21 protein-coding genes are annotated in these 25,696 nt (G+C 49.4%); 7 read left to right on the forward strand and 14 right to left on the reverse strand.

Features of this window, described 5'->3' with window-relative positions:
- Positions 1 to 8: 8 nt before the first annotated feature.
- Positions 9 to 1,892: a threonine--tRNA ligase gene (locus NWF04_07900; GenBank protein MCW4006495.1), complete on the forward strand. Its 1,884-nt coding sequence runs from the start codon at positions 9 to 11 to the stop codon at positions 1,890 to 1,892.
- Between the two features lie 80 nt (positions 1,893 to 1,972).
- Entirely contained in the window at positions 1,973 to 2,857 is an 885-nt protein-coding gene (gene ilvE / locus NWF04_07905; protein MCW4006496.1) for a branched-chain-amino-acid transaminase, read from the forward strand.
- 31 nt (positions 2,858 to 2,888) lie between these two features.
- On the opposite strand, the gene NWF04_07910 is transcribed toward ilvE, so the two are convergent.
- The 3 genes from NWF04_07910 to NWF04_07920 all read right to left on the reverse strand — a co-directional run bounded on the left by NWF04_07910 (position 2,889) and on the right by NWF04_07920 (position 6,190).
- Positions 2,889 to 4,094, reverse strand: a complete 1,206-nt coding sequence (locus NWF04_07910; protein ID MCW4006497.1) for an aminotransferase class I/II-fold pyridoxal phosphate-dependent enzyme — start codon at positions 4,092 to 4,094, stop codon at positions 2,889 to 2,891.
- A gap of 228 nt (positions 4,095 to 4,322) precedes the next feature.
- Entirely contained in the window at positions 4,323 to 4,799 is a 477-nt protein-coding gene (locus NWF04_07915; protein ID MCW4006498.1) for a hypothetical protein, read from the reverse strand.
- On the reverse strand, positions 4,796 to 6,190 hold the full coding sequence (locus NWF04_07920; GenBank protein ID MCW4006499.1) for a hypothetical protein: 1,395 nt from the start codon (positions 6,188 to 6,190) through the stop codon (positions 4,796 to 4,798). Before NWF04_07920 ends, NWF04_07915 begins: the two co-directional genes overlap by 4 nt.
- Before the next feature lie 285 nt (positions 6,191 to 6,475).
- Between NWF04_07920 and NWF04_07925 the strand changes: the two genes are divergently transcribed.
- Complete coding sequence (locus NWF04_07925) at positions 6,476 to 8,269, forward strand: aldehyde ferredoxin oxidoreductase family protein (protein MCW4006500.1); 1,794 nt, start codon at positions 6,476 to 6,478, stop codon at positions 8,267 to 8,269.
- Between the two features lie 28 nt (positions 8,270 to 8,297).
- Here NWF04_07925 and proS read toward each other — a convergent pair whose 3' ends face one another.
- Positions 8,298 to 9,740 (reverse strand): proline--tRNA ligase, encoded by a 1,443-nt coding sequence (gene proS / locus NWF04_07930; GenBank protein ID MCW4006501.1) that lies wholly within the window; start codon positions 9,738 to 9,740, stop codon positions 8,298 to 8,300.
- A gap of 346 nt (positions 9,741 to 10,086) precedes the next feature.
- On the opposite strand from proS, the gene NWF04_07935 reads away from it, so the two are divergent.
- Positions 10,087 to 11,121: a DUF354 domain-containing protein gene (locus NWF04_07935; GenBank protein MCW4006502.1), complete on the forward strand. Its 1,035-nt coding sequence runs from the start codon at positions 10,087 to 10,089 to the stop codon at positions 11,119 to 11,121.
- A gap of 21 nt (positions 11,122 to 11,142) precedes the next feature.
- Here NWF04_07935 and NWF04_07940 read toward each other — a convergent pair whose 3' ends face one another.
- Positions 11,143 to 12,030, reverse strand: coding sequence for a glycosyltransferase (locus NWF04_07940; protein MCW4006503.1), 888 nt, complete (start codon positions 12,028 to 12,030; stop codon positions 11,143 to 11,145).
- Positions 12,031 to 12,189: 159 nt separating this feature from the next.
- Here NWF04_07940 and NWF04_07945 point away from each other — a divergent pair, with 159 nt between their 5' ends.
- A complete protein-coding gene (locus NWF04_07945) occupies positions 12,190 to 13,662 on the forward strand; it encodes a hypothetical protein (protein MCW4006504.1) in 1,473 nt (490 codons plus the stop codon).
- Positions 13,663 to 13,671: 9 nt separating this feature from the next.
- Here the strand turns inward: NWF04_07945 and NWF04_07950 are convergent, their stop codons facing one another.
- From NWF04_07950 to NWF04_07965, 4 genes are read right to left on the reverse strand one after another with little or no spacing between them, the layout of a single operon-like run.
- A complete protein-coding gene (locus NWF04_07950; GenBank protein MCW4006505.1) occupies positions 13,672 to 13,941 on the reverse strand; it encodes a hypothetical protein in 270 nt (89 codons plus the stop codon).
- Positions 13,938 to 15,179 (reverse strand): cysteine desulfurase, encoded by a 1,242-nt coding sequence (locus NWF04_07955; protein MCW4006506.1) that lies wholly within the window; start codon positions 15,177 to 15,179, stop codon positions 13,938 to 13,940. The genes NWF04_07950 and NWF04_07955 overlap by 4 nt, the downstream gene beginning before the upstream one ends.
- Entirely contained in the window at positions 15,179 to 15,682 is a 504-nt protein-coding gene (locus NWF04_07960) for an iron-sulfur cluster assembly scaffold protein (protein MCW4006507.1), read from the reverse strand. The genes NWF04_07955 and NWF04_07960 overlap by 1 nt, the downstream gene beginning before the upstream one ends.
- 3 nt (positions 15,683 to 15,685) lie before the next feature.
- Positions 15,686 to 16,912, reverse strand: coding sequence for a cysteine desulfurase (locus NWF04_07965; protein MCW4006508.1), 1,227 nt, complete (start codon positions 16,910 to 16,912; stop codon positions 15,686 to 15,688).
- A gap of 355 nt (positions 16,913 to 17,267) precedes the next feature.
- Here NWF04_07965 and NWF04_07970 point away from each other — a divergent pair, with 355 nt between their 5' ends.
- Positions 17,268 to 19,499: a DEAD/DEAH box helicase gene (locus NWF04_07970; GenBank protein ID MCW4006509.1), complete on the forward strand. Its 2,232-nt coding sequence runs from the start codon at positions 17,268 to 17,270 to the stop codon at positions 19,497 to 19,499.
- Here the strand turns inward: NWF04_07970 and purB are convergent.
- Entirely contained in the window at positions 19,496 to 20,833 is a 1,338-nt protein-coding gene (gene purB, locus NWF04_07975; protein ID MCW4006510.1) for an adenylosuccinate lyase, read from the reverse strand. The two genes, NWF04_07970 and purB, sit on opposite strands and share 4 nt — an antisense overlap.
- 88 nt (positions 20,834 to 20,921) lie before the next feature.
- Here purB and NWF04_07980 point away from each other — a divergent pair, with 88 nt between their 5' ends.
- Entirely contained in the window at positions 20,922 to 22,364 is a 1,443-nt protein-coding gene (locus NWF04_07980; GenBank protein MCW4006511.1) for an asparagine synthetase B, read from the forward strand.
- A 73-nt stretch (positions 22,365 to 22,437) separates the two neighbouring features.
- Here the strand turns inward: NWF04_07980 and NWF04_07985 are convergent, their stop codons facing one another.
- From NWF04_07985 to NWF04_08000, 4 genes are all read right to left on the reverse strand, one after another.
- Complete coding sequence (locus NWF04_07985) at positions 22,438 to 22,617, reverse strand: 4Fe-4S binding protein (protein MCW4006512.1); 180 nt, start codon at positions 22,615 to 22,617, stop codon at positions 22,438 to 22,440.
- 75 nt (positions 22,618 to 22,692) lie between these two features.
- Entirely contained in the window at positions 22,693 to 24,432 is a 1,740-nt protein-coding gene (locus NWF04_07990) for a hypothetical protein (GenBank protein MCW4006513.1), read from the reverse strand.
- A 158-nt stretch (positions 24,433 to 24,590) separates the two neighbouring features.
- On the reverse strand, positions 24,591 to 24,977 hold the full coding sequence (locus NWF04_07995; protein ID MCW4006514.1) for a DUF2095 domain-containing protein: 387 nt from the start codon (positions 24,975 to 24,977) through the stop codon (positions 24,591 to 24,593).
- A gap of 100 nt (positions 24,978 to 25,077) precedes the next feature.
- Complete coding sequence (locus NWF04_08000) at positions 25,078 to 25,689, reverse strand: hypothetical protein (protein ID MCW4006515.1); 612 nt, start codon at positions 25,687 to 25,689, stop codon at positions 25,078 to 25,080.
- Positions 25,690 to 25,696: the final 7 nt, after the last annotated feature.

Raw genomic sequence — 25,696 nt, forward strand, 5'->3', positions numbered from 1 at the left:
GAAACCAGATGCGGATATTGCAACTACATTCTAACTACATCGAATACACTCCTGTGGAGAAGGAAATTGCCCAAGCTGAAGAAGCCAGCAAAGAGCAGTGCCACATAAAAGAAGTCGTCGTTTTGTTCACGGCAGTTGAAGAAGGCGATACTGAGGCGTTGGCGCAAAAAGCCATTGACGAGACCCGTGCGTTTCTTGCCAAACTCAAAGTCAACCGCATCCTGATTTACCCGTTTGCGCACCTAAGCAGCGACTTATCCAGCCCGCTTGACGCACTCAAAGTTATCCAAGCCATGGAACAGCACGCCAAAGACAAGAGCATAGAAACCTACCGCGCCCCCTTTGGCTGGAACAAACAATTCACCATATCCATCAAAGGCCACCCCCTCGCCGAGCAAGCCCGCACCTACACCACATCAGACGCCGCCCAAAAAGACGCGGAGAAGGAGGAGCAGGGTGTTTCTGCTGCTTTGAAGGCAGAGGATAAGCTGGAGTCGTTTTGGCATGTCCTAACTCCTGAGGGCGAGCTAATTCCCGTGGCGGATTTCAAATTCAAGGGTCACCAGAACCTGCAAAAATTCACGCAGTACGAAATCAAAAAGGTGCGCGCTAGCCAGCAAATGCCCCCGCACGTACAACTAATGAAGCGCTTGGAAATTGCAGATTACGAGATGGGCAGCGACCCGGGCAACATTCGCTGGTACCCTAAGGGGCGTATGGTGAAGTCGCTTATTGAGCAGTATGTTACGGCGCGTATGGCAGAGTACGGAGCAATGGAAGTTGAAACTCCGATTATGTACGATTTTAATCATCCGACGTTGTCGAGTTATTTGAATCGTTTTCCTGCGCGCCAGTACGTCTTGAAGTCTGAGGATAAAGAGTTGTTTTTGCGTTTCGCGGCGTGTTTTGGGCAGTTTCTTATGGCGCATGATGCCCAGTTTAGCTACAAGCAAATGCCCGTGAAACTTTACGAGTTGACGCGTTACAGTTTTAGACGCGAGAAAAGCGGCGAAGTCTCAGGGCTACGCAGGCTCAGAGCCTTTACCATGCCTGACTGCCACGCGTTCTGCACCGATTTAGACCAGGCGAAAGCGGAATTCATCAAACGCTTCAACATGTCAATAGATGTTTTAAGCAACATCGGCTTTACCAAGGACGACTACGAAATAGCCATGCGCTTCACCAAGGACTTTTACGAAGAAAACAAAGACTTCCTCGCAACTCTTGCAAAGACCTTTGGCAAACCCATGCTCGCCGAAGTCTGGGCGGAACGCTTCTTCTACTTTAGGCTAAAATGGGACCTAAACTTTGTCGACAACCAAGACAAAGCCGCTGCCCTATCCACCGACCAAATTGACGTAGAGAACTCGAAACGCTACGAGATAACGTATGTGGACGAGAAAGGCGAAAAACAGCACCCGCTTATTTTGCACTGCTCGCCCTGTGGAGCTATCGAACGCAACATCTACGGGCTCTTAGAAAAAGCCTACCGCAAGCAAATGAGCGGCAAAGCGCCCATGCTTCCCTTATGGCTCTCACCCACGCAAGTACGCCTAATTCCTGTGTCAGACAAGTACCTTGAGAAAGTCGAGGAAATCGCAGACAAAATCCAAGCAGACTGCATCCGCGTGGATGTTGATGACCGCGCCATGACGCTGCAAAAGAAAATCCGCGACGCCGAAAAAGAATGGATACCCTACACGGTAGTTATCGGCGAAAAAGAGTTAGAGTCAGGCACGCTGTCGGTTAGAGACCGCGAAGTTAAGGGGCAATCCCAAATGCTAGCCGCGCAGGAATTAGCCGAGAAGATTCGGGGCAAAGTTGGGTGCATGCCGTTTAAGCCGTTGCCATTACCGCGTAGCCTTAGCAAACGTCCCCAATTCCATGGATGATAAACGAAACATATAGTTCATTGACGCAAGCTATATCAAATCATCCAGCAATATGGGGGACTACCTTTAGAGGAATAGCTATGGAGCAAGAACTCCTTATCTACATAGACGGCAAGTACGTCCCCAAGTCACAGGCGAAAGTTAGCGTTTATGACCACGGTTTCTTGTATGGCGATGGCGTGTTTGAGGGCATACGCGCGTATAACGGCGTAGTTTTCAAACTAAAAGAGCACATCCAAAGACTCTACGATTCCGCGCGTGCCATGATGCTAAACATACCGATTAGTCAAGAAGAAATGATTAAAGCAGTTGTGGAGTCCTGCAGAAAAAACCAGTTAAAAGACGCGTACATTCGTTTGGTGGTTAGCCGCGGCGTTGGAGATTTAGGGCTTGACCCGCGTAAATGCCCAAAACCTATAGTTATCATCATAGCTGACCACATCGTACTGCACGATGGTAAAGCTAAAACCGAGGGCATCACCGCCATGATTACTTGGGTACGCCGAGACCCCATCGACGCCACCGCCCACGAGATAAAGTCGCTTAACTACCTAAACAGTGTCTTGGCAAAAATTGAAGCCAACAGGAGCGGCGTTGACGAAGCCATCTACTTAGATAAGAACGGTTGCGTCGCGGAAGGTGTAGGAGAAAACATCTTTATAGTCAAAGGCGGCAAAATCACCACGCCCCCAAGCTCCACAGGCGCACTTTCAGGAATAACAGCCAAAGCAGCCAGAGAACTCGCCGCAAAACTGGGCTACACCGTATCCGAAGCCAACGTAACACCCTTCCAGCTACTCAACGCAGACGAAGCCTTCTTCACGGGAACCGCAGCAGAAATCGTGCCCATACGCGAAGTGAACTGGAGACAAATTGGCGATGGCAAACCAGGACCTGTCACCAAAGCTCTGATGGCGGAGTACAAAAAGCGGGTGCAAGACCCCAAGCAAGGCGTACCCATCTAAGCCGCAGCTTGGAGCCCACGTTCTTTTCTTTTTATTGTTTGCTTTTGATGAAGTCTTCCATGGCGTTGAGGGCTTGCTCTAGGGTTTCTATAGGTGGAAGAAATACTGCTCGGGCGTGTCCTGCCCCGTAGACGGGGTCAAAGCCTGAACCGTTAACGATTAACACGCCAGTTTGCTTTAGCAAATCCACTACAAAATCCAAGTCAGTTTTCCAAGTTGAGCCTACGCCGTGGATTTTGGGGAAAATGTAGAATGCTCCTTCGGGTTTTGCGCAGCTTACGCCGTCGATTTCGTTTAGGCGCTTCCAAGCGTAGTCGCGCCGTTCGCGCAGGGTTTGCACTACCTGTTTTATGTGGTCTTGCGAACCATCTAAGGCAGCCACGCCAGCTTTTTGCACGGGAGTGTTAGCAGATAAGCGGATGCGGCATTCTTTTTCCACGGCGTCTTTTAACTCGTCCAGTTCGCCGTTGGGGGCTTTGAAGTACATGTAACCCAAACGCCAACCTGTCATCTGGTAGGTTTTGGAGAAACCGTTTAACCCCACCACGGGCAAATCCTTGGCTAAGTGGGCGGCGCTTGCAAAATCGTCGGAGAAAGTGATTTGGTCGTAGATTTCATCTGATATTATTAGCAGGTCATGCTCAGCGGCTATGTCTACCATTTCTTTGACAAGTTTTCTGCTGTACAAAGCGCCCGTGGGGTTGTTGGGGTTGGTTATTACGAGCGCGCGGGTTTTGGAGGTGATTTTGTTTCGCAGATCGTCTAGGTCGGGTTGCCAGCCGTTTTCCTCTACGGTTTTGTAGGGTACGGGGGTGCCGTCGAAGAATCGGGTGTAGGATACGTAGGGGGGGTAAGTAGGTGCGGGGAAGAGGATTTCGTCGCCTTTTTCGATGAGGGCGGCTAGGAGCATTTGTATGCCTTCTGAGACGCCTTCGGTTACGAGTATGTCTTGCGCGTTTAGGCTGATTTGGTTTACTCGTTTTTCTTTGCGGGCGATGGCTTCGCGCAGTTCAGGCAAGCCTTCGGAGGGGGAGTAGCTGTTGTTGCCTTTCTCTAATGCGTTGCGAAGGGCGTCTTTGATATGCTGGGGCGTGTCTAAATCAAAAGCTGGAGGATCACCGACGTTAAGGTAGTAGATGTCTTTGCCCTGCGCCACCAACTCGTCAGCGTAGGGGATAACATCTCGAATAGCATACTCTATAGACTGCACTCGTCGTGTGACTTTAACGCTTGGCACGCTCTAATAGCCCCTATAAGAAGGCACCAATGTGCCCTTTCCAAAATAAAGTTTACGAAAACAGCAAACCACAAATCCACATAAAAACACAAATTCGCACCCAAAACAGCTCCGCCACCACAGATTTCAAAGTACCAGCCACCAAACAAAACAAAACGCAATTAACCACACAAAAACCAGCACAACACCCATCCATTCTAAAATAAAAGGTAAAGGGGGGAAGAGGGGTTATTTGGTTTGGTTGTGTTTTCGTCGGTTGGTTTCGGTTCGGGTTTTTTTGCGCAGCCACATGCCTTCGCCTAGGAAGAGGGCGGTTGCCATGGCAGTTGGCGAAATCAGGTAGTAGAGGTACATGTCGGGGGCAATTCCCTGAGTTATCAAGGGTAAAGCAATGATTATTAGCTCCACAAGCAAGATGCCCATAAAAAAGAAAGAGTAGAAGATGAGCCTGGGCACCAATGTTCTGCCAATCCATAGGTGTCCGCTGACTCCGACTTTTTCTTTGACTGCGTATTCGCCGTACTGGTTTTTCATGAGCAAGCCTAGGGATTCGAGTTTTTGCAGGTGCCAGTGGGCGATGCTTGGGCTGGTGAGGTTAGTGGCGCGCATGACTTCGCGGGGTCCTACGGGTTTGCCTTCTTTGACGGCGTAGGCGTAGATGTTAAGTGTGGTGCCTTCAAGTTCTTCAGTGGCTAAGTTAGTCACGGCTGTGTCCTCGGCGCAACAACTACTTCTATACGGGAATTGCTTGGCTGGAAGGTCTGGTCGTCAGCTAATATGCCGTTGTATATGTATCCGTTTGCAGTGTTTTCGAATTGCAGCTCGATTGTTTGGGTGGCAGTTGCGGCAGTGTTGTAGTAGGTTCCGTTAACCAACCATTCATCGACGTAATGTGAAGCAGAAGCATACAAGGTGAGTTTACCTGTTTGAATCAAGGTGTTTAAGCCTGCAAAGTCATCTAAGCATGCAAGGTCATCGCCCAGAGTATAGAAGTGCATACCTGTGCCGTTGAACTGGATTAGCTTTGATTCATGCGGCGCCCAGACGTTGCTGAATCCGCCAAGATTGCTTTCCCAGCCAAAAGGCAGCCAAGAATAGCATCTGCCATTACCCCAGTTGCCCCATTTAGGCAACGTAGATAGCGGCGCGCGGGTTCCTGTTTCACTATAATAATCCGCGTAGTAGAGTTCATTGGGCGGCAACCCAACGGTGTACACCAGGTTCTGCAGCATACCAGATGCTATCATAAAAGGCTGCATTGTCTCAACTGTTACTTTGCCTGTCACGTCAACCCATGAGCCGTTAATGTACATCATCGTTATCAAGTGGTTGCCCTGTCGGTCATAGTATTCAGCAAGGGGTACGCCTTCAAACCAAACACCAGTCTCACTTGCGTTCTCAGGCAAAGAAGGAACCGTACTGTTAAGGGTATGGTCTGCGCTAAAGGCGCGTGCCTCATCAGGAGTCAAAGGACCCTGCATAATAGTTTCGTATTCCTCGCCATCCCAACTGGTTCGCCAATAGGTTTGCGTGAGGGCCATCAAGCAATCGGGGTAAGGCATCGGCTGCCATGAACCATTGGACCAGTGGCGACCTTCAGGAATCCAAGTGACGTTTACCCAGTTGCCGTCGAGATAAACACCGTCAACAATCCCGCCGAAAAGGCGGGTGCGGAACCAGCCGTTGTCAGGGATTTCTACTGTGCCGTATATTTCGCCTCCCAGAATTGACTGGTGCACCGAAATTTCTTTGGCAGCGGTAAAGGCGATGTCGTACAATGTTGCGGGTTTGTCGGAGAGGTTAGTAACATTGAGGACAACGTTGTAGTCAACGTTTTTGGAGGTGTACGTTACGTTTACAGGGTCACCTAAGTCGCCATATGCGTTTGCGTTGGGGTATTCTGTGGTGTTGTGCAGGTAGTCGTAGGGGGTAAAGTTGGCGTAGACGATGTTGACGCTAAATTCTGCTTTGGGTCCTTCGGGGACGCGGGGGAGGGGATGAACGTTTGGCGGAGTAATTAGCATAGGCGAAGCATACGCAAAGCCTACGCTTAAAGCTAAACAAGCTACAAGAATCAATTTCACACTTGTTCTCATTCTATCACCACCTAAACCCCTCTACCCAAATGCCCTCTTAGCTCTATTCACCGAACACTTACGTTCGGACAAACGAACACCCACCAGCAAACAACAAACATAGAGGCTACACGAATATACGGTTTTTCACATCCAACAAAAACAGGACCCTTCAGCAGGCAGCAACATAGAAAAACCGTGAAGGACAAACCCGAAAATCCGATTTAAGTTTTCCAGAAAACGCTCATAAACTTTTATCTACTCCCAAAAGGCAGTATCATAAGGGTTTTGTCACTGGTGAATAACATGATTGGCTGGAACGGTTACGCATTACAAGTTGACCTCACCAAAAAAAGCTGGACCAAAAAAGCCTACAGCACAAAAGTCGCAGAGGAGTTCATAGGCGGCAGAGGCTTTGCCATCAAACACCTGTGGGACACACTACCAGCAGGAACAGAGCCCCTCTCACCCCAAAACAAACTCATCTTCGCCGCAGGACCCCTAACAGGATTTGCCCTGCCTAACAGTGGCAAACTAGTGGTCGCATCCAAAAGCCCCCTCACAGGCGGATACGGCGACGGAAACATCGGCACCTACGCGGCAGTGTACATGCGCAAAGCAGGCTACGACGCCCTAATTGTGGAGGGGGAATCCACAGAGCCTGTGGTTTTGCATGTTAAGGATGATTTGGTGGAGTTTGTGGATGCTGCGGATTATTGGGGTTTGAGTTCGTTTGAAGCTGAAGCCAAACTAAAGAAGCGGTATGGGCGTTTTGCGGGTGTTGTTTCGATTGGGCAGGGCGGCGAGAACAAGGTCAAGTTCGCGTGTGTTATGTCTCAGGAGGGACGTGCAGGAGGCAGACCGGGCATGGGCGCAGTTATGGGCTCCAAGAAACTCAAAGCCGTCGTGTTCGAAGGCACCCAAGAGTTGCAGGCAGCGCATCCACAGGAGCTAAAAGCGGATGCCACCGCAGGATTCAAAGACATCCTAACCAAACCCAAATACGAGTTCTGGAAACGCCAAGGAACCCTAGGCAACGTAGACTGGAGCAACCAAACCAGCGTCCTCCCAACCCGAAACTACAGCGAAGGCGTCTTTGCCCAAGCCGAAACGGTTAACGGATTTGCCGCAGAAGCCATTAAAACTGCGAATCGGGGCTGCCCAAACTGTAACATGACCTGCGGAAACGTGGTCACAGACGGCGAGGGATGTGAATCGGAGCTGGATTATGAGAACGTGGCGATGCTTAGCAGCAACATCGGGTTAGACGACATGGCGCAAGTTGCGGTTTTAAATCGCCTTGCCGACGAGGTGGGGTTGGATTCGATTTCTTTGGGGAACGTTATGGGTTTTGCTATTGAAGCGTCTCAGAAAGGCTTGATTCCTGAAAGACTTGAGTGGGGTGATTTTGAGCAGGCAAAACAGTTAATCCAAGACATCGCTTACAGGCGCGGCTTGGGCAATTTGCTCGCAGAAGGCGTACGCAATGTTGCGAGTAGAATTGGCGGTGACTCTGCAGGCTGGGCAATACATGTCAAAGGCTTAGAAGTGAGCGCGTACGACTGCCACGCAACCCCCGCCATGGCTTTAGCATATGGAACCAGCCCCATCGGCGCCCACCACAAAGACGCTTGGGTAGCAGGCTGGGAAATCGCCAACGACCGAGAAGGCTACAGCCAAGAAAAAGTCGCCAAAGTCATCGAATTCCAAGACGGTCGCGGAATCTATGAGTGCCTGGGCGTGTGTAGGTTTCCAGTCATAAACATGGGGTTAGACCGCGACTATTACCTGCGTTACTTGAACGCTGCAACGGGCAAACAGTTTGACTGGGATGTGCTGCTGAGGGTTTCGCAGCGTGTGTTCAATTTGATGCGTGCGTTTTGGGTACGTGAGCACCAAGGCAAATGGAGCAGCCAAATGGACATGCCCCCCGCCCGATGGTTTGACGAACCCTTAACAGATGGCGAGTTAAAAGGAGCCAGACTTGACCGCGCAAAATACGAGCAGATGCTACAGGCATACTATGAACTGCGGGGCTGGGACAAAAACGGCGTGCCAACACCTCAAACCCTAAAAAGCCTTGGGTTAACCCCACTTTAGGCAGCAACGAAACAAACAGGAGACGTTGTTAGTAGGATTTGGCGAAGTAGACGAGGTCTTTGGCTTTTTGGTTGCAGTAGATGCAGTTGGTGGTGGGTTGTTCTTTTTGGAAGGGTTCTACACGTATGGTGGCGCTGGTTTCTTCTTTGATTTTTGCTTCGCATTCGGGGTTGCCGCACCATGCAGCTTTCAGAAAGCCGCCTTTTTGGCTTAGGACTTTTTTGAATTCTTCGTAGCTTTTGATGTGGGTGGTTTTTGCTTCTAGGTTTTCTCGGGCTTTAACGTAGAGGCTGCGCTGAATTTCCTCAAGCAAAGCCTGCACCTGCTCCACCACATCAGCGTCGGCTACGGCGGTTTTTTGTTTGACGTCACGGCGAACCAAAGTAACCTGCCCCTGCTTAAGATCACGCGGACCAATCTCAACACGCACAGGAACGCCCTTGAGTTCCCACTGGTTAAATTTCCATCCAGGCGTGTATTCTTCGCGGTTATCAAAAACCACCGACAGCCCCCGCTCTTGAAGTTTGACCGCGGTTTCTTTGGCTTTAGCGGCTATATCGTTGGGGTCAGCACCCTTATACGGAATAGGAACAATGACAACTTGGATGGGCGCGATTCTAGGCGGCAACACCAAACCTTTGTCGTCTCCGTGGACCATAACTAAGGCGCCGATGAGTCGGGTGGTTATGCCCCAGCTGGTCTGCCAAACGTAATGGTCTTTTTCGTCTTCGCCGATGTAGGTGATGTTGAAGACTTTGCCAAAGTTTTGTCCCAGATTATGTGAGGTGCCCATTTGCAGGGCTTTCCCGTCAGGCATCATGGCTTCTAGGGCGGTGGTGTAGTCTGCGCCTGCAAATTTTTCGCTCTCAGTTTTGGTGCCCACGATGACGGGTATGGCGAGGTAGTTTTCCATGAGGTCACGGTATTCTTCGAGCGCGTAAAGCACCTGTTCTTGGGCTTGCTCGGCGGTGGCGTGGGCGGTGTGTCCTTCTTGCCAGAGGAACTCGCGGGTGCGCAAAAACAGTTTGGTAGCTTTGGTTTCCCACCTTACGATGTTGCACCACTGATTAAGTTTCAAGGGCAAATCACGCCAACTGCGAATCCACTTAGAAAACGCATCATACATTATAGTCTCAGAAGTGGGGCGAACCGCCAACTTTTCCTCCAAGGGAGTGCTGCCGCCTTGAGTTATCCACGCAACCTCAGGAGTAAACCCCTCAAAATGCTCCGATTCCTGCTTCAAAAAACCCTCAGGAATAAACATAGGAAAATAAACGTTCTTGTGACCAGTCGCCTTAATCTTACGGTTAATAACATCCTGAATTTTCTCCCACATAGCATACGCGTCTTCACGAATAATCATACAACCCTTCACAGGCGCATAATCCGCCAACCCAGAACGCAAAACAACCTGCGTATACCACTCAGAAAAATCCTCACCCTTCCGCGCAGTCACACCAATATCCGACATAACAATCGCTCATACGTCTCACACTCCCACAATATAAAACCATACCCAAACAAAAAAACTCAACAAACAACAAACCAAAAAGAAACACGTAAACGGGTAAACAAAACCACTTTTGAACGAGTTCTCGATTCAGCGAACAGGTAAAAAATAGGGATATAAACTTAGGACTTTCTGCGACACAAGAAGACTTTTTGGGACGTTTTAGGACGCAACCTAACCGTTTTTTAGGCGCTAAAGCGCGAAAGCAATCCAAAACGGGTTCTGCGTAAACCTATAGGGGGGCTGTTAGAAAGCAGAGTTAGTGAAATTTATAATAACGGGGGCGTGTTTTCTAAACGAGATTGTTATGCCTGATGTTTGGTTGGATACGGTTACGCCCAAAATTAGCATAGTTATTCATAGTTTGCTGCCAAGTTTGCACGCGAAGGGGTATAGTACGTTGGTTTCAGCTAAGAAACAGACGCAGACCACAGATTTGCTGGATGCGTTGGAGGTGCCGTATTATGCTGTTGGGGATTATGGGGCAACGGTGGAGGAAAAGTTAGCGGCAGATGCTAACCGAACATTAGAGTTTTTAGAGCTCTTCAAGAAAGTAGGCAAACCCAAAGTTTTATGGGCACACGGCGATGTGGCAGCCATTCGAACCGCATTTGGACTAAAAATTCCTATTGTGTACGCAAATGATACGGTGTTTGCTTATCACGTAGCGCGTTTGGCGGCTCCGTTGGTGGATTGGCTAGTTGCGCCTGTGAGTTTTGGTAAGTCATGGAGCAAATATGGCATATCCAAGAGCAGGATTGTGCATTATGATGGGTTGGAGGAGGTTTCGTGGATGCAAGGCAGCGGCTTTGAAGCGCCAGAGTTTGTTAAGGAACTGGCGGATATGCGACCTACGGTGTTGTTTAGGGACGCTGAGTACCAAGCTAGCTACTGTAGCGAAGTCAAGGTCGATACGCAGCGGCTTTTAGAAGAGTTGAGTAAGGTGGCGACGGTGGTTTATTTGCCGCGGTATGAGAAAGAAAAAGAACGCCTCAAGGATTTGGAGAATGTTTGGACGCCGCCTAAGCCCGTGTTAACCGCGCAGCTTTTGCCCTACATTGACTTGATGGTTGGCAGCGGCGGAACCGCATGCAGAGAAACCGCCCTCGCAGGCATACCCACCATAAACTTCCACTTCTGGGATGTGCAAGCGCGCTACCTTCACAAAAAAGGCTTCCCCATCCAAATCCAGAAAAACACAAACAAAATCCTAAAAGAAGCCAAGAAAATCCTGCAAAACCCCAAGCAGTACAAGATGGACACCAAAGAGGCGCTGTCAAAGTTGGAGTCGCCTGTTCCAGTTTGGACCAAATATATTGAGCGTTGCCTGCGCCCGACTTAAAGCCCGCAAAGGCGTGGTTGGTTAGTTGAATTTTCCTGTTTCTAGGTAGCCTTTTAGGTAGTAGAAGCGAATTAGCGGGTGGATGGCTGCGATGGTGGCGTCTTTGGTTTTGAAGGCTACGAAGATGCCTGTTAGGGGGGCGGTGAAGAAGCGTGAGAGGATGCTGTTGCGGGTGATTGGTGGGGGCTTGTTGGTTTCTATTTCGATTCTGCCCCATATCTCGTTTAGCTGCGTTGCATACCAGTATTGATGTTTTAGTTCTTGGTTTAGTCCTTGGCGTATGTGAACGGATTGGACGTTGTAGTCTACAATCCAGTGATAACCAGCCTGTTCGAGCCGATAAGCCAATGTGGTGTCTACGCCCGCGTTAACTTTAATCTTGGGAAAGCCCCCAATTTCGCGTATAGCCGCGGTTTTGTAGATGGTGTTATCCAAGGTTTTGCCTAACGTGAACGCTGCCATCTGTCGTGTCCGCAGCCAAGAAGCCAAATACGCTTCGCCACGGTACTTTTTTGCCACGTACTGCTGAAGCTTCTTAACACCATGGGGTTTGTTGGCAAAACGCATACCTGACGCCGCGCCGACCCCACGTTTTTCGAGCAGGGGCGGAATTGTTTTCCACCAGTTAGGAGTTAAAAGCAGGTCCTGTTCAAAACTTACAAAGTATTCGCTGGTGACGTGTTTGAGGGTGGTGTTTGCGCCGTCGCTTATGCCTGTGCCTTGGTTGTACACGACAGTCCAGCCTAAAGACTCCGCGATTTCCCGTGTCTCATCGGTGCTGTGGTCGTCAGCTATTATGCGATTTTGAACGTTTTTTGCGGGTATGACCTTGTTAATCTGCTTTAAGACGGCAGGCAAGGTTTGTGCCCCGTTTTTAGTCCACATCACCAAGTCAACTTTTTTGTTCATCGGGTCTGCGCAGCCTTCAAGTTATGAGTTTACTGTAGCTCTTAGGGGTAAAAACTTTTCCACTTCCCATCTAAACCTGCCCTTTAGAAAAGGTTTTGTTTAGCAGGGGAGAACTTATAATCTAAGGAGCTTTCAATAACAGAATAGCACGATGCAATCATGATAAAAATCAGGTTAGACGTGGACTACCCGTATCCGTCACGGATTCAAAGCTTCCTATTCACAGCCCTAAACACCCAAGTTGACAAAAACTACCTGAAAAACTCTAAAATCATCGCCAAAATGGTCAACGAATCAAAACAAGACGTCAAAGCATACTGGTTCTTCACTCCCCAAACCATACCCGACAACAAAACCTTCAAACTACTAGACCCCAAAAAACACGAAATCGCTCTACACGTAGCAACCGACCCCTACGGCGAATGGAAAACCCTAGAAAAAGCAACAGGACGCCAAGTCAAATACTACACCGTCCACGGAACCGCCCGCAAAATTGCACGAATAATGTGGAGACGCAAAATCTGGGAAGCAAAAGCCCCCATCCCCAAAAATTTCCCACTAAAATCATTTTACGACTTCCCCACCCTGCCTTTGGATTGGCTGTGTCACCGTGACCCTACGGACTTGGCAGTTAAAATCGCAAAAGAAAAAATCGCCAAAAACACAGTCATACATATTCACCCTGAATGGCTCTTCCAAAGCGGAACCTTCAACCCGCGAGGACCATACTACGAAACATTAAAGATACTTCTTGATGTGGATGGCGAATTGGATGGTTTGGCAGTGCACCGCCGCGTGTTTGCAAAGGTTGCTCAGTATCAAGAAGAGAAAGAATACCTAAAGGATTATGCGCCCTCGGAGAAGTTTTTGGGAAAACTCACAGACAGAGACGCCGACATTTTCACATTCATCGAAAGAACATGGTGCTGCCCCATAACCAACCCGCCCAGCAACTGGCTAAAAACAAAAGACAACATCGCGCTCCTACAAGTGCCCCCCTACGAAAAATGGCTGTCTAATGTGGGCAAAAAAACCCGAAACATGATTCGCAAAGCCAACAAAAACGGCGTAACAACCCAGACCGTGCAGCCCACAAAAGAGCTAGCACAAGGCATCTGGCAAATCTACAATGAAACCCCCATACGGCAGGGCAGGGCTTTTTCGCATTACGGCATATCCTTAGAGGCAGTGGAAAACCAAGTCATCAAAACGCAAAACAGCACGTTTATTGGCGCATTTTTTGAAGAGCAGCTAGTTGGGTTTGTGCAGCTTGTTCACGGCGACCAAATAATGGTCATGGCGCAGATTCTTTCTTTGCAAAAATTCTGGGACAAAGCCGTCAACAACGCCTTAATTGCCAAAGCAGTAGAAGTCTGCGCCACAACAGGCGAGAAATGGCTTATGTACGGTAGAATGGGCAACCATCCTTCACTGGACACGTTCAAAGAAAACAACGGCTTTGCCAAATGCAACCTCACAAGATACTACGTGCCCCTAACCCGAAAAGGACACATAACCGCTAAGCTGGGGCTTCACAAAAAACCCAAAGATGCCCTGCCAGAGAGCCTCAAGGGCGCGTTCATTCCGCTTTTTAACTGGATAAGCCGAACGAAGACCAAAATAAAAACGTAAAAAGTTTGGCTATAGTAGCAGGTCGGAGAGGAGTTTGTTTAGTTGTTCGCGGTTTTTGATGCCTCGAAAGATTGCTTTTCCGCTTGAGTATAGCCTGAAGCTGTAGTTTTGGAATGTGAGTTCGCAGATGATGCCTGCGAGACTGTTTTTTAGCGTGGCTTTTTTGCGTATACGCGCTAGGGCTTCTTCTTTTTTATCATACTTGAAAACGACAATCACGTCGCGTTCGGCGCCGCAGGTTCCTTCTACGCGGGCTACGTAGTCTTCGATGGTGCTCATTGTAGTTTCTCCAACTCCTGCAAAACCTCTACGAAGCGGTCTATTTCTTCTTTAGTATTATACAAGTAGAAGCTAGCGCGGGCGGAGGATTTTAGCTGGAAAATCTGGTGCAGGGGCTGGGCACAGTGGTATCCGCTACGAATCATAACCCCAAAAGTATCCAAAAACAACGCGACATCGTGGCTGCCAAGACCCTCTACGCTAAAAGGCATAATGCCGCATTTAAGCGAGGTATCTGTGGTTCCATGCAACCGAAGTTTACTGCAACACGAGAGCATGCGTTCCATAGCATACTTGGTTAACGTTTTTTCGTGCTCAAAAATCTCTTTCATGCCCCACTGCTGCAAATACTTAATCGCCGCGCCCAAACCAACGGTGCCTGCGATGTTTGGGGTGCCTGCTTCAAACTTCCATGGTGTTTCGTTCCAGCTAATGCTGCACTGCCGTGTTTGGGGACTGTAGGAGACATCGTTTATCATTTCGCCTCCGCCTTGAAACGGAGCCATCTCATCAAGCAAGTGTTTTTTGCCGTAGAGCACGCCTATGCCTGTTGGTCCCAGCATTTTGTGCCCCGAAAAAGCCAAGAAATCCGCGTCTAAATCCTGCACGTCCACAGGCAAATGCGGAACCGACTGCGCCGCATCGACCAGCATCAAAGCTCTGTGGTCGTGGGCAACTTTGGCTACGCGTTTGACGTCGTTGATTATGCCTGTGACGTTGGAGACTTGGCTTAGGCAGGCAAGCTTGGTTTTACTTGAAAACTTGGATTCAAAATCCTCGTAGTCCAAGGTGCCGTCGCTGTGAACCTGCGCGTACTTGATGGTGAAACCTTTGAGTTTGGAGATGAGCTCCCAAGGAACGATGTTGCTGTGATGCTCTAGCAAAGAAAGTAGGACTTCATCGCCTTCTTTGAGGTTGGGTAGCCCCCAAGAATACGCGGCTAGGTTTATGGCTTCGGTGGTTCCGCGGGTGAATATGATTTCGGCGGGTTGTTTGGCGTTTATGAATTTGGCGGTAGCTTCGCGAGCGCCCTCGTGCAGGTCGGTTGCTTCTATGGAGAGCGTGTGGACGGCGCGGTGAACGTTGCCGTTGTGGTTTGCGTAGAAATCGGCGATGGCATCTATGACGGCTTGGGGTTTTTGGGTTGTGGCGGCGTTATCAAAATAGATGAGTCTGTGGTTGTTGGCGGTGCGGTTTAAGATAGGGAAATCGTCGCGTATTTTGGGGACGTCAAGGATTATTTTTCTTCCTCCGTCTTGAGGCGTTTGGAGAGGGTTTTGGCTAGTTCTTCCTCTTCTAGGGCTTGCTTTTCCTCAAACGAGTGCTCTTCGGGTAGCCAGTTGGGTTTTTCGCCTTTCTTTTCGTAGTACGTGCGTATGGCACGTTTTAGGGCACCAACGGCTAGAACGCCGCAGTGGAATTTGATGCTGGGCAAGCCGCCAACTTCCTCGGTGACTTTTTTCCAGGTAATGTCTGTCCAAGCAGCTTGCAAGCTTAAGCCTTTGACGAGTTCAGTGACGATGCTTGAGGTGGCGATGTTCGCAGCGCAGCCGTAGCTCTCAAAAGAAGCCTTCTCAATCACGTCTTTCTCGGTAATTTTTAGGTAAAACGTCACCATATCTCCACATGAGGGGTTACCCGCTACGGCAGTAACGGTGGCGTCCTCCATTTTTCCTAGGTTTTTGGGGTTTCTAAACAAATCCAGAACTTTGGGGTTATAGGGTAGGGGGGTTCGCGACATGTTTTAATCAACTCCTGTTGAGCCTACTATGCCTCGTATGCGCTCCACTGAACTAGGAAGCACATCCAACACATAAGCAATATCATCTTTGGTGTGGTAGCGCGTGGGTTTCATGAGAACGCTGCCGTGGGCTTCGCTGTATTTTCTGCCAATGGCAACTAAGACGTGGCTGGGCTGAAGAAGTCGTCGGCTACACGCGCTGCCGCTGGAAACATACACGCCCTTCAAACTCAACTCAATAGTTAGGGCTTCACCTTCAGCACGCAAAAAACTAATGTTAACGTTATCAGGAGCCCGCTTATCACCCTTAGGACCATTAAAGCGCACATCCGACATCTTGCCCAAGATACCCTCAGCTAACTGGTTGCTCAACGCGCGCAGATGCTTTGTGGTTGCTTCAAAATCGGCAAAGGCCAGCTCGGAAGCTTTTGCAAACCCAGCTATGAGCGGCGTGTTTTCTATGCCTGGCCAGAGTTTTTGGGTACCCAGTTGACCTTCGATGATTTTTTCTGCATTCACGCCTTCACGTATGTAAAGTGCGCCGACTCCGCGAGGACCTTGGATTTTGTAGCTACTCAAAGTCGCCATGTCCACTTTGAGGTCTTGGACGTTGAAGGGAATTTTCCCGTAAGCGTCGCAGGCGTCAGTGTGGAAGAGCGCCTGTGGGTTTTTGTCTTTGACGATATCAACAGCTTCTTTGAGGGGCTGCACGGTGCCGATTTCGTTGTTAACGGCGGCTATGCTCACCAACGCGGTCTCTTTGTCAACGACACCCTTGAGTTGTTCTAAGTCTATGAAGCCTTCAGAGTCCACCTTGACCTTAGTGGTTGTGTAACCGTACTTTTTCATCAAATCCACGGCGACGTTCATCACGTTAATGGGTTCAATTTCGCTAATTACAATCTTCTTGCCCGTCTTAGGCGCAGCAAAAGCGCAACCCATCAGTGCCAAGTTGTTAGCTTCGGTTTCGCCAGGCGTAAAGTTGATTTCCTCCAAAATCTTTGCACCCACGCACTCGGAGATTTTCTTGCTCGACTCCATAATCGCGGTAAAAGCTTCCCATCCAGGCTTATGTGTTAGTGTCGGGTTCCCATACGCCTTCTCACTAAAGTAGGGCAACATCTCATCAAGGACTTCTTTTGGAACAGTGCTGCTGTTCTCGTTATCTAAGTAAACTTCATGCTTGATGCCCTCATGCAACTTCAAAAGCTCACGAACATTCTCAACCAAACAAACCACACCCACAACAACAAAACAATAACAGTCTTATAACTATAGCATCAAAACACTAAAAAACATTGACCCGCAAACCACCAAAACCAACACCAACAAACATTCACAAAAAACCAATCAAAACTAATAAAACCCACAAATACAGCTCACCTAATCAACACATGTTTAATTTATAGCCCAAAATCAGTTGGCTTGTCACGGACGCCACAGAATCCGTATACAAAAGCATCAACCAAACACACAAAAACTGTCACTGGTGGGGCTGGAAATGGGCATGTTTGGCGAATAAATGCTATTAACCTGCAGGGGGCTTTTACTGTAAAGAATTAAGCAGGTTTGTTGGCGAAGTCAAGTGAGAATTTCCGAACTCAATATTCCTTTGCAGCTTAAGGAGCTTTTGGTTCAGGGTGGGGTGGTGGAGTTGTTTCCTCCGCAGGAAGAAGCGGTAGCTGCGGGGGCGTTGGAGGGGGCGAATTTGGTTTTGGCTAGCCCTACGGCGTCGGGGAAGACGTTGGTTGCGGAGCTTTGCAGTTTGAAGCATGTTTTGGAGCGTGGGGGTAAGGTGGTGTATTTGGCTCCGCTTCGGGCGCTTGCCAGCGAAAAATTTGAGGATTTCCAACGGTTCAGTAAGCTTGAGAAGCCTGATGGGCGACCTGTTAGTGTGGGCGTGAGTACGGGAGATTTTGACAGCGGCGATTCGTGGCTGGGAAGATACGACATTATAGTAACCACCAACGAGAAAGCGGATTCGCTGCTAAGGCACCGTGCGAAGTGGATGGACGAAATCTCGCTAGTTGTCGCGGATGAAGTACACCTGCTCAACGAAGCGCAGCGCGGACCGACTTTGGAAGTTGTTTTGGCAAGGCTCATGGAGGTTAACCCTAAAATCCAAGTCCTCGCCCTAAGCGCCACCATGGGCAACGTCGACGAAATCGCCACATGGCTCAAAGCCCAATACGTCATAACCGAGTGGCGCCCCGTAAACCTCAAGGAGGGCGTTTTGCTGCATGATGAAATTCAATACAAGGATGGCGATGCCCGCAAGATTGAACGCGCAACCAGCAATGACGTTGTAAATTTGGCGTTGAATACGGTGAAGACAAAGGGGCAGGCGCTGGTTTTTGCTTCTACACGCAGAAACGCCTCTTCGCTGGCAAAAAAAATTGCGGATCAAACAAGCAAACAGCTTAGCAAATTCGCCAAGAAGGGCTTGGAACATGAGGCAGAAAGAATCCGAGGTGCCTACGAAAAAACCAAACTCAGCGAATCCCTAGCCAACCTTGTCGCTTGCGGCGCAGCATTTCACCATGCAGGCTTGGCGGGGGCACATCGCAGAATAATTGAGGAGCTGTTTAGGCAGGGCAAAATCAAAGTGCTAACCGCAACGCCCACCTTAGCGTTTGGCATGAACCTTCCCGCACGCACCGTCATTGTCCAGGATTACCGCCGCTACGAAGCAGGATACGGCTACTACCCAATTAGCGTCTTAGAATACAAGCAGATGGCTGGACGCGCAGGCAGACCCAAGTACGACAAGAACGGCGAATCCATACTCATAGCCAAAAACGCGGAGGAATCCGATTATTTGATGGAGAATTTTGTGTTGGCGAGTCCTGAGCGTATCTGGTCTAGGCTTGCAGTTGAGAAGATTCTAAGGGGGCACGTGTTGGCGACGGTGGCTTCGGATTTTGCGCATACCGAGAAGGGCGTGTACGATTTTTTTGGCAGGACGTTTTATGCGTACCAGTATGATTTGCGGGCTATGAAGGCGGTGATTAGCAAGATTCTCAAGTACCTCTACGACGAGCAGCTTTTGCATGTGGATAAGAGGAACCTGTTCGCGTCAAGGCTGGGGAAACGTTCCAGCGAACTCTACATAGACCCCGTCTCCGCCGTCACGATTCGCGAAGCCCTCCAAAACCCTCCGCCAAACTTAACCGAACTCAGCCTGCTGCATCTTATTACTCACACACCCGACATGGGACCTGTCATGCGCCCTTACCGCGAAGAAATCGAAATCATGGCAGTCAAAGCCGAACAACACCGCCACGAACTTTTCATAGAACCGCCCAACGAATGGGACGACCAGTTCGCCTTCCAAGAATACTTGGGTGAGTTGAAGACGGCGTTGATTTTGCAGGCGTGGATTGAAGAAACCACTGAGGACGAACTCATGGACAAGTACCGCGTGCAACCCGGAGATTTGTACCGCATCATCGAAAACGGCAAATGGCTACTACACGCAACCCAAGAACTCGCATCGCTACTGGGACAAAAAACGCTGTTGCCAATGCTCTTTGAATTAAACGAGCGCGTCGCTAAAGGAATCAAAAAAGAACTGCTGCCTATCGTGAAGCTCGACGGCGTAGGGCGCACCCGCGGACGCGTACTCTACGATGCAGGCTACAAAACAGTAGAAGACCTAAAACACGTCGACCTCGACAACCTCACCTACCTGCCCACGATTGGACCGCGCCTAGCCAAGAAAATCAAGGAGCAAGTGGGTGGGCAAGTCAAAAAGGAGAAGTGGGAGCAGCTAAAGAAGGGTGATGAGTGGAGCCAGAAATCGTTGGCGGATTTTTAGTTAGCTTTTGCGAAGGCGTGGGCTTGTTGTACTGCGGTGCCTAGGTAGTTTTTGGGGTTGAGTGCTTGGTCTATTTCGGTTTCGTTGAGTTTGCTGCACACGAAAGCGTCACTGAGCAGGGTTTGCTTGAAGGGCTGCTTGGCGACTTCGCTTTTTATGGTCAGTTGCCGTAGTAGTTCGTGGGCTTCTTGGCGGTTCACGCCCTTGCGGGTCAGAGCCATCATGACAGATTCGGACATGGCGCGTCCCTGTGTGAGGTTGATGTTTTGGAGCATGCGTTTTTCGTCTACGCGCAGGTTTAGCAGGATGCGGTTCATCAAAGAGAGCAGGTAATCGGTTAATATGCAGGCTTGGGGCAACAAGAAACGCTCAGTCGAGGACTGGGTTAAGTCGCGTTCGTGCCATGTGGTTACATCTTCAAGGGCAGGTATGGTTAGGCTTCGGATGATACGGGCTAAGCCACAGATACGTTCGCAGGTTTCGGGGTTGCGTTTGTGGGGCATGGTGGAGCTGCCCACTTGCTTTTTTGCTTCAAACGACTCAAACACCTCAGCAATCTCAGGGCGTTGCAGTTCGCGTATTTCAGTGGCAAAATTATCCAAAGACGACGCCACAACAGCCAAAACCCCGATGAGTTCGGCGTAGCGGTCACGCTGCACAATCTGCGTAGAAATCTCTGCTGCTTGGATGCCGAGTTTTTGCATAACCAACTCTTGAATGCGCGTGGCGTGCTCGCCCAGTCCGGCTTGTGTGCCTACTGCGCCGCTGATTTTTCCTACGATTACGCGTTCGCGGCACTGCTGTAGCCTTTGTATGTTGCGTTCAATCTCGTAGCCCCAAACGGAAAATTTGAAGCCCAACGTGATGGGAAGAGCATGTTGACCATGCGTGCGCCCTGCCATGACGGTTTCTGCGTGCTGGGCAGCTTTTTGCTTGAGGATTTGCTTGAGGTCGACGAGTTTGTTTTCGATGATGTCTGTGGCGTCTTTGAGTTGCAGAGCGTTGGCGGTGTCTACGATGTCGTAGCTGGTTGCGCCTAAGTGTACGTATGCGCCGCTGGAGCCGCACTGCTCTGAAAGCGCGCGAACCAAAGAGGCGAGGTCATGTTTGATTTCTTTCTCGATGGCTTTGATTCGCTCAACCTTAACGTATTGGGTAGTGGCTTTGCGGGCGATTTCCTGCGCGTCCTTCTCGGGGATGTTTCCGACTTTTGCGTGTGCCCAAGCAAGGGCGGCTTCTACGTCGAGGTATTTTTGGATTCGAGTTTCCTCATAAAATACACTAAGCATCTCAGGGGTACCGTAACGACCCGTATCTATAGGTAAAATCGGCAACTACTGTTCCTCGCCTGAAATGTTACGCCGCTTAAAGATTAATGTTTTACCAAAACAATACTCAACAAGAAGACGGAGACCATAGAACGTGAAGGTAACAGTTGCGGTTTTGGATAAAAAAGGCGAGAACGCACCCAAAAAAGCCCTCTTGGCAATAGAAACGTTGGATACGCAAACCAGCAAGCATTTTGGATTAGTGACACCCAAGCAAACCACCGTAGAGCAGGACATAGAAAACCTACGCACGCACAATTTGAAATCACAGGTAGCCATGGCGTTTGCCTCCACCCAACCACCCAAAAAGGGCAGATTCGAAATCCAAAACTATCAAAACGCAGCCTTGGTCTTCGACGCAACCATCTACAAGCAAAACCCGCCCACAAACCCTACAGAACCCTTCAACTCCCAACGCTTCACCAAAGATTTTGTCTCCCAAACCGAAGGCGACTACGCGCTTTTGACGCTTACAGAAAACCAAATCACCGCCGCCAGAGACCCCATCGGGATAGCCCCCCTACACTATGGAGAAACCGAGGACGTTTGTGCGTTAGCGTCTAACCGCAGCGCTTTGTGGAGTTTGGGTGTGGAGGATGTGAGGTCGTTTCCGCCTGGAAATGTTGGAGTTGCCAGCCGTAGCGGGTTTGAGTTTGAAGCGATTAGGACATGGTGTTGTGTTGAGCCTGTGGCGGTGAGTTTGGAGGATGCTTCAGCGATGTTGCAAAGGTTGCTAGAGGAAGCGGTTCGGGTGCGTTTGCATGGTGTTGAGCGTTGTGCGGTGGCGTTTTCTGGGGGTTTGGATAGTAGCGTGGTGGCGTTTTTGGTTAAACAATGCGGCGTGGACGTTGAGTTGGTGCATGTGAGCATGGAGAATCATCCCGAAACCAAGGAAGCCCAGAGGGCTGCGGAGGCGTTGGGTTTGCCGTTGCATGTTCACCTGTTCACGGAATCCGACGTTGAAAACATTGTTGGCAGAGTTGTGGGTTTGATTGAGGAATCTGACCCTGTGAAGGCGGGGGTTGGAGTGCCGTTTTACTGGACTGCCCAAAAAGCTGCGGAAGCGGGTTTGGAGGTTTTGCTTGCGGGTCAGGGCGCAGATGAGCTCTTTGGCGGCTATCAGCGTTACGTGACTGAGTACGTGCAGGCGGGGGAGGAGAAGCTTAGGGAGATGATGTTTGGGGATGTTGTGGGGATTTGTGAGAGTAATTTGGAGCGGGATTTGAAGATTTGTGGTTTTCATGATGTTTCGTTGCGGTTGCCGTTTGCGGGGTATGCGGTGGTGGATTTTGCTTTGGGTTTGCCTGCGTCGTTGAAGGTTGAGCCACGGGTGGATTCGCTGCGGAAACTGGTTTTGCGTAGAGCCGCTTTGGAGTTGGGGTTGCCAAGAAGCATTGCACAGAAGCCTAAGAAGGCGGTGCAGTACAGCACGGGGGTTAGCAACGTTTTGAAGCGGTTAGCTAAAAAGCAGGGCGTTACGTTGGGCGAGTACGTAAAAACTCTGTTTGAGAAACAAACAACTGTAGAGAATATTTAGTTAAAGAAAAGAAAGAGTGATGTAGGATAGGTTTGTAGTACTTTAGATGCTTGGTTAACCGAGAAGCAGACGCTTACTCGATTACCTGAATTGCACCTTGTGGGCATTGAGCTTCGCATGCTCTGCAGACAAGGCACTCATCAACTTTGACGGGAACGGATTTGCCGTCTTTCATTTCGTAAACACCTACGGGGCATGTGTTTACACAGGTTTCGCATCCATTGCACTTGTCGTCAACTACGATTTTAACCATTATTTCATACCTCTATTGAATTTTATCAAAAGTATACAAGAAGGATAAAAGCTTTTAGGTAAATCTACAGGGTTCTTAACGTAATCTACCTAAAAGTTCATCAAAGTGCGACTGCGCCTTTTCTTTTCTTCGCTCTAGCTCAGGGAGTTGTTTGCGGTAGGTTTCTATGGAGATTTCTCCGATTTTGCGGCGGGTTTCTAGGTTTTTGATGGCAATGTTGACTTCTTTGAGTTGGGCATCGGCGTGTTCTATTTGCTTGGCGAGGTCAGCGTGTCTGCCGCCTGCGTTTTGCATGGTTTGGTTTAGCTGGGTTATGCGTTGGTTTAGGCTGTTTAATCGGAGCTCGATGTTTTTGGTTTGGACTTTGTAGCGGCGCCGTGAGATTTTGCCTTTTTGCACTTTTGTATCCAAAGCCTGCAAATCAGAGAGCAGTTTGGTTTTTTCTTCACAGGCACTTGCGAGTTCTTCAACGCTATCCGAGCGCTCAGGAGCAGCAGCAACAGGAACGGAAACCTCATGGTGAACGGGGGCGGGTTTTTGGGTTTTGGTTCGGGGTCGCTTGTAGAGAGCTACGCCAAATACGCTTACAAAAGTTATAGCCCAAACCCACGAAGTTGGGCGGAAAGCAACCCATAGGGAACTGTAGTCAAAAGAGACGTGTACGGTGTTGTCTGGGGCAAGAGGGGTGTTAGCGCGGCTGATGCCGTATGCGTGAACGGTTAGGGATTCTTGGAACATGTCGCGGCTTAACGTTACGGCGTTGCCTAGTTCGTTGAGTGTGGGGGCGGTTATGGTTGCGCCTTCTGGGAGAGTTAGGGTTATGGATTCATAGTTAACGTAGTAGTTGAGGTAGGGGTAGGGGTCTATGCTTAAGGTGAAGTGGGACTGCGCCGTGGAGATGCTGGGCAGATTGTATTCCATTGTTATGATGCCTAAATCGTTTGTTGCCATGGGTATGTTTAGAGTTACGTTGTAGACTATGGTGTTGCTGCTTGTTTGCTGGGTTCGGGTGGAGAGGGTTCTGCCGAATTGGTCTTTGGCTACAACGTTTGTGGCGTTAGCAGGCAAGTTGAGCAATATGGAGTTTATGTTGATGCCTGAGTTGCTGGTTATGGTGTAGGTATCCGCGGATTTTACGGTTCCTGCAAAGTCCACGCTAAGGTTACGTTCCAAGGTGGATACTGTTACTGGATGGAAGTACCCGTAGGTTACTGTGAAATTAGCTGTTGCTGGCGCGTAACTGAAGGCTTCTAGGTTGTTTGTTGAGAAGTAGGTTGAGTTAACGCCTCCGTCGGGTTTGTCAACTTTGATGTTGCCAGCGCTTTGGGGAGGCTGCAAGGTCACGTTGCATAAACCCGCGGTTTTGGGGAGGCTTGGGTACGCGGGGAAATCAAGAGTGTAGATTGTTGGTGTCGATAAGGTTGTGAGGAGGTCGTTTTCGAAGGTGAAAACTATGGTGAATGTTGAGGTGGGTTGTGCTGGAAGGTTTATGCTTGCGGCGTAGAAGCCTTGGTCTTGCATTTGAACTCCTAAGGTTACGGGCAAAGCTTGATTGTTACTATCATACGCCATAGCGTTTAGCAGGTGCGAACCATATTTGAAGGGAAAACCAATCTGGAAACTGCTAGGCAACTGACCAGATGTATGGATAGTATCAGTTACGACCAGATGCCCCGACGATAAAACCTGCACCAAATGGTCCACCTGCTCTACAGTATAGTTAGCGGTTTGAGCATTTGCCGACTGCAAATTAACCTGAAGAGACAAAGAAACCGCCAAAAAAACAACAACCAAGACCACAACAGTTCGCTTCACACACTTTCCTCCAACGCAAGATTTTCTTAATGTACCGTAAGCTAATTTATTTACTTTTAGAAGATGCTATGAAACAGGTGTATTTAGATTTTCGGGCAAACCACACAAAACAGCAGCTAAACAGCAAAGCAGCAGAAAAAACTCTGCGCGCCGCAGGGTTAGAAGCCGCCTTCTTTGAGGTAGTAGTCGGCGTCTTTTTTGGAGCCAAAACTGCGTACGCCTTTGCTTTTTAGTTGGGCGCGGATTTCGCAGGCGTATTCGACGGGGATTTCGCCTCTTTTTTCTAGGTAGGCAACGATTTCTTCTGCTTGGGTTTTGGTGTCGCAGCGGCGTATGAAGTCAACTACGGAAGGGTTGTAGTGGCGAAACTTGTCTTCGGGAGCTGCCTCTTGGGGGAGGGCGTTTTCGCCTTGGGCTTCGAGTTCAGCAGCTTCAGGGTCTGCGCGAAGAGAGTCTATAGAGACCTTGTTTTGTTCATCTTCGTCTTCAAGCTCGCGAGATAAATGCGGAAACATTTTTTTGACGGATTCTTTATCAACACTCATGTAGCCACCTCCAAAGCCAAGGGTTACTTGTTCAGGCTAGGGAAAAACAGGTTTATGTCTTTTTTCGTTTCAACAAACGTTTTTGCGTCTAAGGCAAAGGTCAGGGGAGAAAGCGTTGGCTGGGGTTGTTTTTGAGGAGTTGTTCTAGCTCGTTGAGGTTTAACCCTTTGATTTCGCCGCCGAAAAACTCGCAGGTGCGTTTTTGTTTAGCTTCTTGAAGGTCGCGAACAACCACTTCAGCTACACAGTTGGGGGTTTGGATGTAAATGTGAAAGGAACTGCAGGTTTTTCCGTTTACTGTGGCGCGGACGGGTTCAGCTTTCAAAACCCTAAAGCCGCTGCTTTGCAACGTGTATAGGACTTCGTTGGGGTTGTCGTGGTAAGCTGATATGTCTATGTCGCTGCCTTTGCGTATGGTGCCTCGCCAGACACTGCCAATTAAGACGGGCCAAAACCGGTTTAGGGCGTTCATGAGGTTGTGTGCTTGGGTGCGCATTTGTATGAGCCGCTGCGTTCGTGCTTCGCCTTCGATTTCCTGAGCTAAAACGTCCAGTTCTAAGGCAACCTCCAAGTTAGACGGCAAAACGTGCACGCCCAAAGTCTGCGAAGCTCTAAGTTTGGCTTGCTTGTACTCTTTTTCCTGGCCAAAATACAGCATGTAAGCAGCTTCGCGGGCAACTTTACGCCGCGCAGAACCAGAGCCGCCAGCCAAGAACTTC

This window comes from Candidatus Bathyarchaeota archaeon (assembly GCA_026014465.1).
In the GTDB taxonomy this organism is placed as follows: Archaea; Thermoproteota; Bathyarchaeia; order Bathyarchaeales; family Bathycorpusculaceae; genus JADGNF01.

What these genes read in the sequence shown, in the direction of transcription:
- NWF04_07935 (MCW4006502.1), top strand. Translation starts at nt 10,087, where the DNA reads ATGCCTGATGTTTGGTTGGATACGGTTACGCCCAAAATTAGCATAGTT.
- NWF04_07925 (MCW4006500.1), top strand. Translation starts at nt 6,476, where the DNA reads ATGATTGGCTGGAACGGTTACGCATTACAAGTTGACCTCACCAAAAAA.
- NWF04_07985 (MCW4006512.1), bottom strand. Translation starts at nt 22,617, where the DNA reads ATGGTTAAAATCGTAGTTGACGACAAGTGCAATGGATGCGAAACCTGT.
- NWF04_07960 (MCW4006507.1), bottom strand. Translation starts at nt 15,682, where the DNA reads ATGTCGCGAACCCCCCTACCCTATAACCCCAAAGTTCTGGATTTGTTT.
- NWF04_07920 (MCW4006499.1), bottom strand. Translation starts at nt 6,190, where the DNA reads ATGAGAACAAGTGTGAAATTGATTCTTGTAGCTTGTTTAGCTTTAAGC.
- NWF04_07995 (MCW4006514.1), bottom strand. Translation starts at nt 24,977, where the DNA reads ATGAGTGTTGATAAAGAATCCGTCAAAAAAATGTTTCCGCATTTATCT.
- NWF04_07900 (MCW4006495.1), top strand. Translation starts at nt 9, where the DNA reads ATGCGGATATTGCAACTACATTCTAACTACATCGAATACACTCCTGTG.
- NWF04_07950 (MCW4006505.1), bottom strand. Translation starts at nt 13,941, where the DNA reads ATGAGCACCATCGAAGACTACGTAGCCCGCGTAGAAGGAACCTGCGGC.
- NWF04_07940 (MCW4006503.1), bottom strand. Translation starts at nt 12,030, where the DNA reads ATGAACAAAAAAGTTGACTTGGTGATGTGGACTAAAAACGGGGCACAA.
- ilvE (MCW4006496.1), top strand. Translation starts at nt 1,973, where the DNA reads ATGGAGCAAGAACTCCTTATCTACATAGACGGCAAGTACGTCCCCAAG.
- proS (MCW4006501.1), bottom strand. Translation starts at nt 9,740, where the DNA reads ATGTCGGATATTGGTGTGACTGCGCGGAAGGGTGAGGATTTTTCTGAG.
- NWF04_07945 (MCW4006504.1), top strand. Translation starts at nt 12,190, where the DNA reads ATGATAAAAATCAGGTTAGACGTGGACTACCCGTATCCGTCACGGATT.